This is a genomic window from Micromonospora sp. NPDC048843, assembly GCF_040649965.1.
GTDB classification, from domain to species: domain Bacteria; phylum Actinomycetota; class Actinomycetes; order Mycobacteriales; family Micromonosporaceae; genus Micromonospora; species Micromonospora hortensis.
The window spans coordinates 36,166-50,686 of sequence record NZ_JBEZGJ010000010.1 but is presented as its reverse complement, the minus strand read 5'-3'; the positions used below and the strand labels follow the sequence as shown (position 1 = coordinate 50,686).

The 14,521-nt window shown below is 64.2% G+C and carries 7 protein-coding genes; 2 read left to right on the top strand and 5 right to left on the bottom strand.

Annotated features, from left to right (window positions below):
* Positions 1–233 precede the first annotated feature (233 nt).
* Together AB0C20_RS04480 and AB0C20_RS04475 are read left to right on the top strand one after the other, a co-directional pair.
* A complete protein-coding gene (locus AB0C20_RS04480) occupies positions 234–2,243 on the top strand; it encodes a site-specific DNA-methyltransferase (RefSeq protein WP_357567333.1) in 2,010 nt (669 codons plus the stop codon).
* Positions 2,240–4,750 carry a DEAD/DEAH box helicase family protein gene (locus tag AB0C20_RS04475; protein WP_357567332.1) on the top strand — a complete coding sequence of 837 codons (2,511 nt, stop codon included), beginning with the start codon at positions 2,240–2,242 and terminating at the stop codon, positions 4,748–4,750. Before AB0C20_RS04480 ends, AB0C20_RS04475 begins: the two co-directional genes overlap by 4 nt.
* A gap of 546 nt (positions 4,751–5,296) precedes the next feature.
* On the opposite strand, the gene AB0C20_RS04470 is transcribed toward AB0C20_RS04475, so the two are convergent.
* The 5 genes from AB0C20_RS04470 to AB0C20_RS04450 all read right to left on the bottom strand — a co-directional run bounded on the left by AB0C20_RS04470 (position 5,297) and on the right by AB0C20_RS04450 (position 14,221).
* A complete protein-coding gene (locus tag AB0C20_RS04470; protein ID WP_357567331.1) occupies positions 5,297–6,817 on the bottom strand; it encodes a hypothetical protein in 1,521 nt (506 codons plus the stop codon).
* On the bottom strand, positions 6,817–11,097 hold the full coding sequence (locus tag AB0C20_RS04465) for a hypothetical protein (protein WP_357567330.1): 4,281 nt from the start codon (positions 11,095–11,097) through the stop codon (positions 6,817–6,819). The genes AB0C20_RS04470 and AB0C20_RS04465 overlap by 1 nt, the downstream gene beginning before the upstream one ends.
* A 179-nt stretch (positions 11,098–11,276) precedes the next feature.
* The gene (locus AB0C20_RS04460; protein ID WP_357567329.1) at positions 11,277–11,693 is read right to left on the bottom strand and encodes a hypothetical protein; all 417 of its coding nucleotides are present in this window, start codon (positions 11,691–11,693) and stop codon (positions 11,277–11,279) included.
* A gap of 300 nt (positions 11,694–11,993) precedes the next feature.
* Positions 11,994–12,899 (bottom strand): META domain-containing protein, encoded by a 906-nt coding sequence (locus AB0C20_RS04455; RefSeq protein WP_357567328.1) that lies wholly within the window; start codon positions 12,897–12,899, stop codon positions 11,994–11,996.
* Between the two features lie 1,112 nt (positions 12,900–14,011).
* The gene (locus tag AB0C20_RS04450) at positions 14,012–14,221 is read right to left on the bottom strand and encodes a DUF397 domain-containing protein (RefSeq protein WP_151496570.1); all 210 of its coding nucleotides are present in this window, start codon (positions 14,219–14,221) and stop codon (positions 14,012–14,014) included.
* Positions 14,222–14,521 lie beyond the last annotated feature (300 nt).

The following is a 14,521-nucleotide window of genomic DNA, read 5'->3' as shown; positions in this document are numbered from 1 at the left end:
GCTGGTTGGGGGTTGGGCGTGGACCCTTCCTGGACTATCTTGAGCACGGCGTGCCGCCCAAGCCGGGGCGTCAACGCCGGGCCTGATCGGAATGTCGCACAGGTTGAGATCATCCTTGGGGCGGCGTGCCGCTTGAGGACCAGGCCCAACGGCCCACCGCAGGTTTCGATCATCGCTCCTGTTCGGGCAAGCTTGGTGCCAGGTTACTGAAGACGTAACAGACAGGACTTTGCATGACGGCGGGGTACACCGGGGGGCTCGAACTTACCTGGACGAACAAGGACAAGGCGCTCCTATCTACGGGGGATGGCAAGTACGACTACACGTTTGTCGATCGCGCCGACTATCGCGTTTCAGAGGTTCGGCTTTTGCATGAGGTGGAGCGCGTCGAAGCGCAGCCCCGCGAGGATCGGCCTGGTGGGCTACCCGAGCCCACCACCGAAAACCTCCTCATTTCGGGTGACGCCATGCATGCTCTGGACATTCTGAACAAGGTCCCCGAGTACGCGGAGCGCTACCTTGGCAAGGTGAAGTTGGTGTACATCGATCCTCCGTTCAACACAGGGCAGGCGTTCACCAACTACGACGACAACATCGAGCATTCGATCTGGCTCACGATGCTTCGCGACCGGTTGAGGCAGATCAAACCGCTCCTGTCTGACGATGGATCGGTCTGGGTGCATCTTGACGACGCCGAGGTGCACCGCTGCCGCTCTGTACTGGACGAAGAACTCGGCGCTGAAAACTTCCTTGCAGAGGTCGTGTGGCAGAAGGCCACATCGCCGCGAAACGACACCACGGGCTTCTCGGCCTCGCATGACAGCCTGTTGGTGTACCGCAAGACAGATCGCTGGGCCCCGAACCGAATGAAGCGGCTCGCATCCTCGAATACATCCCGCTACCGCTCCCGAGATGGCGACCCGGTGCCTTGGCGCGACGGCGACGCAACGGCGGGCAAGGCTGCCACCAACCACCCGATGGTTTATGGCATCCAGCACCCGGTCACCGGCGGGCTAATGTACCCCACCCCCGGTCGATGCTGGGGGAAGGCGCAGTCTTGGTTCCTTGAGCAGATGAACGAGTACGCCAAGTATGAATTGCGCGAAATCGGTGACGAGGATCGCCGAGCCATCATTTGCGGCACCACCCCCGATAAAGTAAAGCAAGGTGTCCCGGCCATCATGCTTGCGGAGCCGTTGGAAGACGCAGCTAAAGCTGCACGCGCGAGGCACGAGGCGGGAAACTGGCCTGATTTGGTCTTTCTTGATCTCTACAAGGAACGCATCCAGCGTAAGAAGCACCTGGCGGACGAGGGGCGCGTCCCGGAAACACTATGGTTCGCATCGGACGTCGGTGGCTCGCTGCGCGGCAAGAACCAGGTGCGCGACTTGTTCCCGGACCTCCACGCCTTTGCCACCCCGAAGCCAGAGGAACTGCTTCAGCGGGTTATCCACATCGGCTCAAACCCCGGCGACATCGTGCTCGATTGTTACGGCGGCTCTGGAACGACCGCGGCGGTTGCACACAAGATGGGGCGCCGGTGGGTGACCGTCGAGCTACTCTCGGCCACGGTCGCTACCTACACGAAACCACGGCTAGCACGGGTAGTTAGAGGCGAGGAGCCAGGTGGGGTCACGACGTTGACCCAGCGTGTCGCAGACGCAGACCTACCGGCAGATATGACGCCAGACGAGGCGCAGGAATTCAACCGCCTCCTCACCAAGGTCGTGAAAGGTGTCGACCTCGATAGGGAAGCTGTCAAGGCACTTCGGGACGCCACAAAGACTAGGAACCAGACCGCAACCATCTGGCACGGTGGTGGCGGATTCTCGCACTACGAAATCGGCCCCTCGATGTTTGAGAGCATTGCCGACATCGTCGTTCTCGCTGAGTGGGCCACCCAAGGCGACCTCGCGCAGGCAATGTGCGCCCAGCTCGGCGTTCGTTATCGACCTGACGGGATCTTCGCCGGCAAGCGTGGTCGGGTGCGCTACGTAATCCTGGACGGCCTGGTAGGGCACGGCACGGTGGAGGCGATTCTTGACCAACTCCCCGAGAACGAAATCGTTGAAGTCTGGGCGACCCAAATCGACCTAGACGCCGAAGAGGCGCTCCGCAAGTCGCGGAAGGGATCACGGCTGACAAAGATCCCAGAGGCCGTGCTCGACACCTACCGGCGACGGGCTGCCAACACCTCTCCGTTTAACCGTCGCACTCAGGAACCGGAGGGAGCCGACTCGTGAGCGGCATTTACATCAACGACGACCTCCTCGCCGAGATTGCCCACCGACTCGAACTGCGCGAACCCAACCGGGCAGCGGTCGAGAGTGTCGCCGCGATGACTTCAATGCACTTTGATGTCGATGCGAAGGCCGCTCCCTTCGATTGCGTCGTCGACTCCGCCACGGGGGTCGGCAAGACCTATGTAATGGCCGGCCTTATCGAGTACTTTGCCGGGCTTGAGACACCCGCTCGCAACTTCCTGCTCCTCGCTCCGGGCCGCACGATCCGGGACAAGAGCATCAAGAACTTCAGCCCGGGCCACCGCAAGTCCCTGACTGGCTCGATGGAATCTGAGCCCTTCGTCATCACGGCCGACAACTTTCAAAGCCCGGCAACGCGCAAGGTGATGGAAGACAGCAGCCGGACAAAACTGTTTATCTTCACTGTCCAAGCCCTCACTTCGAAGACCGGTGAAGGGCGCGCCACTCATGAATACCAGGAGTGGCTCTCTGGCTCCCTATTCAACTGGCTCAGCAGCATCGACGACCTGGTCATCCTCGCGGACGAGCACCATTGCTACCGCGGCCCAGCGTTCTCGAAGACCATCACCGACCTGCGACCTGAGCTCGTCGTCGGCCTGACGGCAACCCCGGCGAAGGCGGATGAGAACCTCGTTATCTACCGCTACCCCTTGGCTCGCGCGATCAAAGACCAACTCGTCAAGACGCCCGTCCTCGTCGCACGCAAGGACGACCGGAACGACGACCACACCAAACTCCTCGACGGAGTTACCCTGCTCCGCTACAAGGAGCGCCTCGCCCACGCACGGTGCGACGAAGAAGGCATTCCGCGCATCAACCCAGTCATGCTTGTCATCGCGCAAGAAACCGCCGAAGCCGACCGTTACCAGGAGTTGTTTGACAGTGATTCGTTCGACAACGGTGCCTGGATCGGCCGCACGCTGCTCGTCCACTCGAACCTGAAGGGTGACGAGAAGGAAGAGGCCCTGGCCGCGCTGGAGGATGTAGAAGCCCCGCAGTCACCCGTGCGGATCATCATCAGCGTTGGCATGCTGAAGGAAGGCTGGGACGTCAAGAACGTCTACGTCATTGCCTCCATGCGCGCCAGCGTGTCCTCGGTGCTGACCGAGCAGACCCTCGGACGGGGTATGCGCCTCCCGTTTGGGGAGTACACCGGAGTCGAAATGCTCGACACTGTCGAGGTGCTCGCCCACGAGCGGTACGAGGCCCTGCTGGCCAAGCGGCAAGCGCTCAACGAGAAGTTCATTGACCACGCTGTACTCGCCGAGATCCGCCGCACCGCAGAGGGCAAGCTTGTCGCTCGCAGGAAAGTCCTGGACGAAGAGGCCAACGTCATCTCCCCAGGTGATACCGCTGCCGGCGACACAAGGCACGGCGCCGAGCAGGCCGGTGCGCCGACGTCCGGCTCATTCCCGGCCGAGCTTGCGCCTGCGGGTGGAATCGTCGACCTAGAGAACCTGCTCGGCAAGGCCAAGGACGCGGCAGAGGAGACCGAGTCCAAGGTACGGAAGCACTACCCGCTCCTGGACCGCGCGGAGATTGCTATTCCGTACACGCAGAAGGTCCCTTCCAATGCGGTGATCTCCCTCAATCAGATCCATGACGACGCCCCCTTCGCCGCGCTCGGCAAGGCACTCGCGACCGAGGCTGATACCGAATTGCGTCGGACACTGCTGCGGCCTGATGAAGGCGGCACGATCCGCGGCGTACAAGCCGAGGCGAGGGTAGAAGCCCTTGCCCTTGACATCCCCCTCGAAACCTCTCGTGGTGGTCTCGTGAAAGCCATCATGCGCGCCCCCAGCGTCCGCCCAGAAGCAGGAGAGGCGCGCGCGGCACAACGTCTCGCTGATCTGCTCATCGACGGTATGGGAAGTGGCGCCCAAAGATACCTGTCCGCGTTCTGGGAGCGCGCGGCCCGCAGGCTCACCAACCTGGTTACGGACCAACTGAGGAAAGTCGCCAACCAGGGCATTGTGTTCTCTGATGAGGTGAAGTTCCAGAGGTTGCAGAAAGAGCGCCAGACCACTAAGGAACACCTTGGCGGGCATTCCGAGCCGCACTCGAAGTCCGTTGCCTACAACGGTTGGACAAAGTGCCTCTACGAGTACGCCTGGTTCGATACTTCACCTGAGTACAAGGCCGCCCAAGCACTCGACGAGGCCCCCAGCGTCATCGTGTGGGCACGTCTCCACATCAAAGACTTGCCGATCACGTGGACGCAGGAGGGCCGGGAGTACAACCCCGACCTCGTCGCAATCGAGGAGATCGACGGTCAACGAACATGCTGGCTCGTTGAGACCAAGATGAACAAAGAAGCCCACGCCGAAGACGTCCGTGCCAAGGCGAAGGCCGCCAAGACCTGGGCCAACACGGTCAACAACAGCGGCAAGGTTGACGGCAAGTGGCACTACATCCTCCTGACCGAAGATGACGTCAACGATGCCGGACTTGACTGGAACCAGATGAAGGCCTTCGGCGCGCGGTAAGTAACGCCCAAACAACAAGCTCACAATGAGCCTGACTCCGCCTCAGATTTCATCAAAGCTGGGGAGTTCATCTCGCGGGGTAGCGGCGACAGCGACCCGTGCGGTCGGTCTGGCCACAAAACGCCGCAGCTGCGGCGCTGGCCGGTTGGTAGTCCGCGGTTGCTGCGACCCCGTTCGGTTCCCGCCCTTGCCCCGCCGAAGACCCATGCTAATGACTGACGACTGGCGACAAACGTTGATTAGTGGGCAGACGAGTTCGCGCAGTTCAGAAATCAATCGTGACGAATAGAGACAAGCCGGGGTGGTGATGGTCGCGGAGCGTAGGTTGTCAACTCTTATCAGCGTCGTGCGACCCTCTTTCAGGGAGACCTCGCGTGCAGGAGTGACCGTCTACCACGTCACTCGCGCAGGCTGGCATGGACGGGCCGCCTTCGGACTGCACCAAAAGTCCGATCCACAAGAAGAACATCGGACAGAACGCCCGACCGAGGCGATCAGCGGGGTGGGCTAGCCGTTACAACCATGGGCTACCCCGTCATCGGTGCGTCACGCCGGACTGGGTGCGTCCGACGCCGCCAGTATTCCGAGTATCTCCGCACAGTACGACGCGAAGAGGTCACGCTCCGCAGGGGTCACTACAGCAAGCATCCGGTTGTGAGCCATCGGGTTGCGGACCTTCGAGAGCAGCTGGAAACGGTCGCTCCAGTAGCGCTTGTCGTGGCCAAGCAACTTGCCGAAAACGTCCCAGTGTGCGGCCATCAACTCGTAGAGGTTCTGGGGGTAGGTGAAGTCGAGCAGCCGAGTGGACGCCCAGTCGCCGAAGGCGCGCTGCTCACGCTGCTGCATCTCGGCACATTTGTCCAGCATGTCAGCGAGCTTCGGCCGAGTACGCCGGACGCCCGGGACCCAGTCCGTGCCGTGCATGCCGACCAGCGTCGTCTCGACCACCTCGCGCAGGGCGTTCTCGGTCTCCAGCCAACTCTGCCAGAAGTCCGAGCGCCGCCCGACCAAGCGTAGGTAGTCGCCGAAATGATCGGAGAAAGAGCGGTACGAGTTGTCGGCGACGCGAATCAGGCCCTCGCGCAGCAGTCGCTCGGCGTCGTCCTGGGTGGCGGTGACCTGGGGTCCGTACAGGATCTCGAGCAGTGCCTGCATCCGCCCGTCGGAGCGCAGCAGGTCCTCCAGGTCGCGGTAGTAGCGGTGGAAGTCGGTGCGGGCCGCGACAGCGGCTGCCTCGATCCGGTCCGACGCGCTGCCTGACTGCGGCCCTCCGCAGAATCGGTCGAGCACGATGCTGGCGAGGTACGGATGGCCGCCAGTCAGCTCGACGAGGCGGCTGATCACCGCCGGCGTCTCCAGGTCTTGCGCTCTGCCCGGCTCGAGGCCGACGAGCTCGTGTAGCTCGGCCTCGTCGAAGCACAGCAGCTCGACGGTGCGGAAGATACCGGGAAAGGTGGACTCCACCGGATCCGCGCGGTTGACGATGTCGCGCAGCTCCCGGCGGGAGGTGGTGACCAGCCCGATCTTCCACTCGGGGTAGTAAGCCAGCTCTCGCAGACACTGGAACGCGCCGGGCTGAAAGACCTCCCGCGCCGCGTCGAACTCGTCGAGAATCAGCACCGGCTGCCAACCCTGTGCCTTGAGCGATTTGAGGAACTGCTGAAGGTCGCCCTGCAGCTCCACCCAGTCCCGGGTGTAGTCGACGACCCGTTCGTAGCGGCGACGTAGCGGCCCGTCGAGCTCGGCCGTCGGTTCGTCCTCCAGCAGCAGCCACAGGTCTTCGGCGAACTTTCGGAACAGCCGGCCGGCGTCCGGATGGATCCGGACGTTGATCCATACCGGGAGCAGCATCGGATGGTTTTGCTTGGTCTCCGGCCGCATGAAGGCGTGGTAGGCCAGGCTCGACTTGCCGATCCGCGGCGGCCCGACAATGGCAGTCGCGCCCGGCCCGGCCGGTGACAGCAGCACTCTATGCTGCACAACAGCCACCTTGTCGGCCCGGCCGACGTGCGCCGCGCCGAAGACGATGCCGCCGACCGCGGCGTAGGGGTTCTCGCTCGGTTCCATCACGCCCTCCGCGCCCAGAGCCATTCCGCAAACAAGCCCACCTTGATCCTGTAGCGCTCCTCGGACTCGTGTTCGATAACGTCGCGGCGCACCAGGTCCTCTAGCACTTGCGGCCCCTGCTGAATGTCGGCGGCGCGCCGTCCGTCGAGGTAGAGGGCGCGCCGGTGGCCGGTCAGGCAGCCTTTCAGCACGTCCATGGCCGACTCCGCGGAAAGTGCGCTCACCTCGGCGTCGCCGGGAGTCAGCAGGTTGTCGAACTGCTCGAGGGTCAGCGACTTGTCGCCGTGCACGAGCGCCTCGGCGACGTTGTCCACATCCGCCGGGCCGATCAGTGGCTGCCGCTCCGCATTCATCCGCTCGATCAGGCGGTTGCAGAACAGCTGAACGTAGTACGGGTTGCGGGCGGTCAGGTCGAGGATTCGGGCGACCGAGTCGCCCTTATACCGGCTGTCGCCGTCGGGTAGGGACACCGGCTCGATGATCAGCCGTTCAGCCTCCTTGCGATCCAGGTAGGAGAGCCGCTCCTGGCGGGCCACCTGGAACTCGTTGGGATAGGCGGCCAGGAACGTCGGCATCAGGTCGTTGCCGACGACCACGCTGCTGAACAGCTTGCGTTCCAGCATTGCCTTCCAGGACTTCATGAAGCCCCGCGGCAGTTCTCCCTGCTCGATCGCGGCGTAGAGCATGGTGAACTCGTCCAACAGCAGAATCAGGCGCCACTGCTCGTACGGCTTCGTGCGGCGCATCTGCTGGCGCAGACGGCTCATGTACTCGTCGAAGTGGATCTGCGGGGCGCCGCTGACGGCGAACTCGGCTAGCCGCGGCTCCGGTATGTCGAGCTGCGGGTAGCCCGCGTCGCAGAGATCCTCCAGCCGCGAATAGAAAGCCCGGGCAATTTTGTAGAGCAGCGTGGAATGGTTGAGCTGGGTAGCCAGGTCGAGCAGGCTGAGCCGGGCGGCGAGCATCGGCGGCCGCAGTCGTTTCTCCAGGTGGATGAGCACCGTCGACTTGCCTGCCCGCTTCTGGCCGTAGAAGACGACGCTCTTGGCCTCGCTGTGCTCCAACGCCTCGACCAGGCTGTCGAGTAGGGGCTCGCGGCCGTAGAACATATGCTCGTCCTCGACCGGCGCACCCTCGGAGAACGGGTTGAAGATCGTGTGGAACTCGGCCGACTCAAAGAGCCGCAAGGTCAGCGCCTCGGGATCAGTTACCACGCGCTCGCCCGAGCGCACGTCGAACTCCAGCACGTATTTAAGGGTGAGCACTTTGTCAGCGATTGCGCGTTCAGTGACGACCAGCGGGAGGTTACAACTCTCGCTCTGCGTGTCGCGTAGGGTGTGCGCGACCGGGATCGGCTCGCCCACCGGCTGGTAGTCCTCCGGGTTGTTCAGCACCCGCAGGGTGACGTTCCCCGCAGGGCTGCGACGCGCGGCGTTGGTCACCGACAGCTGCACCGAGATCGAAGAGGCGTTGGGCACATAGCTCGGCAGGATCAGGGCGACTACGAGCTCGGTGGGCTCGGCCGCCCGGCGTACGTCGGTGAAGTGCTTGCCGAGTGCCGTTTCCCAGTGCTTGAGTAGCGGCACCAGGTACTCGAGGCTGACCGGGGTCGGATAGGCCTTGATCTCGTCGGACAGCTTGTGCAACTCCGTGCGGTTCATCAGCTCCAGCCGCTCCTGCTCCAGATAGGACGACTGGTCGAGGTAGTTGCGCAAGCTGCTCAGGATGGTCGCCGCGCTCGTCAGCCGGGCGCGGTCGGTCTGCGTGGTCACGATCCGGCTCCGGATCCGCGCCAGCTCCTCCTCGTCCTCGTTTAGGGTGACGAGGGGGTCGGGGCGGTTCAGCAGCAGCAGCAGCGACTGGCGTTGCCCGTCGAAGTCCTGCCGATACGCGCGCAGCGCGTCCTGCCACGCCTCCGCGTACGCATGGTCGTTGGCGCCGGCACGTACCGGCTCGGCGAGGTAAAGGCAGATCTCCTCGAACAGAATGCCGCGCAGCTCCTTATGGGTGAAGGTGCGGTTGGATATCTCCCGGCTCGCCACCTCGGAATAGTTGGCGACCGAGAGTAGCCCAATCAGCACGGAGCGTCGTATGGCCTTGACCTCCAGGACCGAGGTCAGGGACTTCTCGAAGTGTGGCGGATCGTTCGAGGTCTGCTGCTTCGGGTGGTACGACAGGACGAACTGGCGGAGCTTCACGTCAGCCGTGGTGTCCCAGCCGTGGCAGAGGATGATCGCCTCGGCGTAGTACGCCCGGGTCACGTCGGCCGGTCGTCGCTCGGCCGCGCAGAGATCTCCCATCGCGGCGGCGAAAAAGCGCAGTGACTTGCGGAACCGGTCATCCTCGGTGAGCCCGAGCTCTTGCAGGATGCGGGCCGCCGAGAGGTTGTAAGCCGCTCGGTCCGCCGAGCGGTGCACGCCGAGCCGGTTGATGAGAGTCTCCAGCTCCGCGACGTCCTTCTCCGCCAGCCGGTTGCTCTGCACCTTCGCCGGATTGATCCCCTTGAAGTCGCAGTTCGTCAGGTTCAGCGCCAGCAGCGGGCTGACCAGCCGGGACTGGTCCGGCTTCCAGTCGCTGTCGGTGAGCAACTCGTCGAGCCGGTTGAACATGCCGGTCCGCTCGACCTTGTCCAGCTCGGCGACGATGTCCCGGAAATCGGCCCGGCCCGGATCGATGGTGAGCAGCCGGCTCGCTGCGTTCTTGGCCTTCGCGTAGTCGCGGGATTGCTGGTGTGCCCGGATTAGCCGTTTGAGCAACCCGATCTGGATGTTCTGCGGATGCCGCCGGGCCAGGGCGCGCTGCAGCACTTCGGCGCTCTCCGCCCATTGGCCGAGATCACCGAAGATCGTGCTCAAGATGTTCTGGTGCGGCAGGCTCTGACGCTCGGCGGCCGACGCGCTTTGCAGCAGCGACAGTGCCTCCTCACTGCGCTTGCGACCGTGCAGCAGCCAGGCCAGGCTTCGCACCGAACGCTCGGTGTTGTCCCGTGCCTCAATCGCGCGCCGGTACAGATCCTCGGCCCGGGCGTAGTTTTTCAATTTAGTCTCGGCGTGCTGCGCCTGGGCGTACAGCGAGGTGGCGGGCCGGGGTGGGGTCTTCGGCGGCGGCGGCAGGGGCCTGGGCGCCGGGACCGCGACGGGCCGCCGCTTGCGGGCGATCTCGGCAGCCTGGGCGGAATCGCCGTGCGGGAACTGGCGTTGCACGGCCTGTGTGAGCAAGGCGCTGTCGAGGACTTGGCCGGCCGTGGCCATCGGCCGGCTCGGCTGCGGCGCCGGGGCGGGTGGGACCGACGGCGGACGGGGAGTGGGGTGCCCCGCCGGCGCGGCGTCGGACACCGGAGGGCTGAGCGCGGCCAGCACGCGTTCGAGGTCATTGGGTGCCGTCGCACTCCCGGTCACCAGCGCGTCCACGGCGGGCGCCTGCTCCGCCCGCAGCCTGAAGATCAAGTAGAGGCCCGCATGGATGGCCGTCTGCCGTCCGGCGTCGCCGAGAGCTCGCAGGGGGTCTACGGCGACAGCTGGATCGCCATGCTCGATCACGAGGTCGAGGAACAGCCGCAGCATCCGGTCGGCGACGTTGTCTGGCGGCTCCTCGGCCAGCGCCTGCGCGAGTACGTCGAGTGCCCGAGCCGTCCGTTCGGTCCGCACGTAGAGCACTGCGAGGTCCCAGGCATATGCGCCGCCGAGGTAGACCGCCTGCTCCAGCCACTGCTCGGCCTGGACGGCCACGACGGGTGACGCCGTCCCGTCGCCCAGCAGCAGCAGGGCGGCCGCATGTAGCGCGGGTGGATATTCCCATTCGTCCGCCAGTTCGGTCAGCACCCGGATCGTCTGGCTGATCCGTTGAGGGTCCTGGATCTTCAGTGTGTGAGCATGCTGATTGGCCGCCCGCGTCATTTCCCGGTCAACCGCGGTCGCCTGGGAATCGCTCAAGATCAGTTCTGGATCGCGGCGCAGAATGAGTGGGGAAAAGCGGGGCGGTGCCGTCGGCGGAATGAACTGTTTGGCCAGCTCATGCCAGGCGGGGGAGAATGTGAATGCGAGCGTAGCGGCGGCCGCCGGAGGTGCGGGAGGCGCGGTGGGTACCGACGTGCCGGTGCTACCACGCTCCACATACTCGATGGCGCTGGCCAGCAATAACGTCGGCCCATTGGGGGTCAGCAGAACCAGGCTCTCGCCATCTATGGCCGCCAAGGTCCCCTCGGTCGAACGACCGCCGGTCAAGTGCACGATCAAGGCGGAGTGAACCGGATGCCAGCGCCGAACGAGATTGAGGTCCACGGTGGTGAGTGTAGTCCTTCACGATCGGCGCGGTACGCACAGCAGCTCAGAGTAACGCATTGTTCGGCCACTTCGGACAGGCCTATCGGTGGTCCCCTGTTAGGGCTATTGAATTATCGCCGATCGGGCCGAGCTGCCCGGACGGCTCGACACTCGCCCCGATGACACCATAGTGACCCTTATGGACGCTGCTGGTCGGGATGGTTCGCCCGATCTGGCTTGCCGACGAGGCGATGTAACGAAGCGGCCGACGGCGAAAGCTGCCGCCGGGCGGCGTTGACGAACTCAAGGCGCCGCAACTCAACCTCATCGCGCAACTGACACCAACCGACCTCGTCGACGTTCTCCCGGATGCCAGTGCCGATGCTCCAGAAGGCCGCGTCCAGCTTGAGGGCCGCTTCCACGATGCTCGGCGGCCCCACCAACTGCACCCGAGCGAGAGCTGCGTTCCATCCCGCCCAGTCAACGCGCTCAAGCTCCTTGGACCGCCAACGCACGAGCCCCATGTAGGTCGTGGCCTGCTCCTGTAACAGGGCCGCGGAGGTGTCGGTTAGCACCGAGCGGGACCAAGCTCGGCTCTGGCTGCGATTGCTCATTCAGCCGCCGACGGCCACACCCAGCAGCGTCACAAGAACGCCGGTAGCAGTGGATAACCCCATCTCCCAATTCATGGGCCCTCCGTCTCATTGCAGTGGCCACCACCGATGGTGTCAGCTACCTACAACGAGGCCGAGCGACGCTGAGGCCGTGACGACCGCGTGGTCGGCGCCGTCGGGTCTGGTGCGATCGCCGCTATGCCGTGCTCGCCGCTGGAGTAGCTGGTCCAGGCGCGCGGTGAATCGGCACCATGGCGAGCGGCCCGTGAAGCCGTGGCAACGGCGGTTGCAGGACGGTGTTCAGCTCGTGGGGGATAGCCGGCCTGTCTCGGAGCCGTGGACGTTCAGAAGCACGAGGACTTTTCCGTCGAACCCAGCTCGTCTGGCCGTCGTGACCCATTGTTCGATCGGCACGCTGTCGGCGCAGAACGCCAGCGTGGCTGCTCTTGCGGTGGTAAGCAGGGTGCCGCCGGCAGCGGTGATCCACCGACCGTTTTCGTCGTTGCAGCCGTCGGATCCGTGCCACTCGCCGTCGGCCGTGAACTCCAGGTAGGCCGCCTTGTGTCCGCTCTTGGGCGCCCAACGGCCTATCAACTGGCGCTGATCGGCGGGGACGAGCGTCGCCGGTAGTGCGACGGCCGGTGTCAGGGCCCGTCGCGCTTCGTCGGTGACCATCGGCGGCTCCAGCACGGAGTCGGCCTTGTCGGGCTCGGGGGTAGGTGTCGCCCCGGGGATCAGCCGGGCGACCGCTTGCCCTCGTCCGTCCAGGAGTACGGGCAATCCCGCCCCGTCGAACTGGTATGCGGTCACGCTCCGCAGCCACCCGGGTGTCTCTTGACTAGCCTTCTCGCAGCCCGGCGTGTTTTCGACGACGACCGTGGAAGCCGACCAGACGTCGGCGAGGAACACACCTTCATCGTTGGCCCGCCAGGATCCGCCCAGGGTGCCGCAGTGGCTTCCGATCAGGTGCAGTTCACTGGCTGCGAGGTGCAGGATTTTGCCCGCGCCGGTGTCGGCGACGTCCACGAGCGTCCAGGAGCCGATCAGCATCTCCGGCGCCATCGACACTGCGGCCCCCGTGGTGCCCATGGCCGGCGGCTTTGTGGCTGCTGCCTCCGGATGGCCCTGCCTCGCGCATGCGCTGAGCAGCACGCCCATCACTACCAACGTCGCGAGGCGGCCCTGACGCGCCTTTTGGCTTCTCATCCTGCGGTCTCCCGGCTCCTCCAGGCACCGTCGGGCCGGAGCTGGGCGGCACTCGGCGAACGACAGTTGCACTTCTTCTGTCAACGGCTGGTAGGAGCGTTGGATGCGCCCGGGATCTCGTCGGACCGCGACCCCCCACACAGGCTGCCCCTCGAATGACGGCCGTGCGGCACTGCCACAGTGTCTTAAAGACATGCCGCCCCCCAGAACGCTGATCTTCCGCGAATGGTGGGAGGCAAAGCCAGTCACCATCAAGTCGTCGGAGACGGCCAGAGGGGCTCAGGTTGACGCGGAAGCGGGCCTTTACCTCTAGGTCGGCACCGAGAACGCGGTCAGGCAGCGGCCCCGACTGGCCCGCACCGAAGGATGCCAAGGCCAGCACGCCGCTAGCGGCATCGAACAATCCGCGCGGTGACCTCGTCTAGCGTACGGCGGTGTTGAGCAGGACACCCGGCACGGACACTGGCTCCCGGTCCCTCGGCTACGGGATCGCCCCGTATATCGAGGGCAGGCGTTCGACGAATCGAACATTCGGCCTGGCCGCCCGCGACCGTCGCCGGGCTGATCTCGGCGGTCACCTGTCAGGTCATCGTGGCCGCCGCACAGCAGAGGGGGTCATCCGTCGTGCCGGCCGCCTTTCATCACCGCTCTCTTGGTTAGGGCGGGTGACCGCCCTGGCGCCGAGCAGGCAGGTTCCACCGTTTTAGGCGGGAGTTATGGCATCTACGCAAGCACGCTCCAAGGGGTAAGACATTCGGTATCGACATGCGTGAAGCGCCTTTTCTAATGGAAAGAATACGCAAGCGAGCTGTCAACCCGTCGATTGCGTGGAGGCGGCGCCTGAGTGAGCGAGGCGCTGAGGGCTCGCCGTGTCGCCTGTACCCACGGCTTGGGGTTTCGTAGAGTCCCACCAGCAGAACGAGACAGGGTGGGCGGGTGTGCCTCGGCTTCCCGGGCCCGCTACCGATACGCAGTAGGTGCAGGCTGGGAAGGCAGGTGCAGCACGGTGGTGCCGCCCGAGCTCCAGCACGGCAGGTGTCGGCTTCCCGACAAATTGCCGAGGCTGAAAGGTATTCGTGGCGTCGATCGTGACGAATTCTGGACTTAGTCGGTTACGTGTTCGGCAGTTGAAGCGTGTTGTTTCCGAGGGCGTGGAGGAAATTTCGCCAGGAATCGTTTGAGAACGAAAGAAGCGTGTGGGCGGCGGCCGAGTTGCACACCTCAACCGTCGTGGGGTAACGAGATACGTCGACGCAGTGGTCGTTCTGGCACCTGGAGCTTCGACGGGTCCAGATGGGGTGGGAGTTACGGTCTTCTTCCATTTTCCGATTCTCCTGGATTCGACGGTTTGTTATCGGCGGTTTTGACTAATGAAAGCGCGGTGCTGATGACGGATTATGCAGAAGTCGCCTCTCCGGGCGTGCCGAGCCGAGTCTCGGGCGCGAGGAGAGCTTTACTGACCGTCTTCGGTTATGTCGCGCTATGTAAGTACGGTAGCAGGGCCATGACCAGTTCGGCCATGAATGTCTGGCTCTTTCACCCGATTCGGCGTCCGAAGGGCTGGTCTGATAGCTTATTTCCCTCAGCGGCAAGCCGACAGCCTAAAGAGAATTGCTCTAGGC

What these genes read in the sequence shown, in the direction of transcription:
- AB0C20_RS04480 (WP_357567333.1), top strand. Translation starts at nt 234, where the DNA reads ATGACGGCGGGGTACACCGGGGGGCTCGAACTTACCTGGACGAACAAG.
- AB0C20_RS04470 (WP_357567331.1), bottom strand. Translation starts at nt 6,817, where the DNA reads ATGGAACCGAGCGAGAACCCCTACGCCGCGGTCGGCGGCATCGTCTTC.
- AB0C20_RS04460 (WP_357567329.1), bottom strand. Translation starts at nt 11,693, where the DNA reads ATGAGCAATCGCAGCCAGAGCCGAGCTTGGTCCCGCTCGGTGCTAACC.
- AB0C20_RS04455 (WP_357567328.1), bottom strand. Translation starts at nt 12,899, where the DNA reads ATGAGAAGCCAAAAGGCGCGTCAGGGCCGCCTCGCGACGTTGGTAGTG.
- AB0C20_RS04450 (WP_151496570.1), bottom strand. Translation starts at nt 14,221, where the DNA reads ATGGAAGAAGACCGTAACTCCCACCCCATCTGGACCCGTCGAAGCTCC.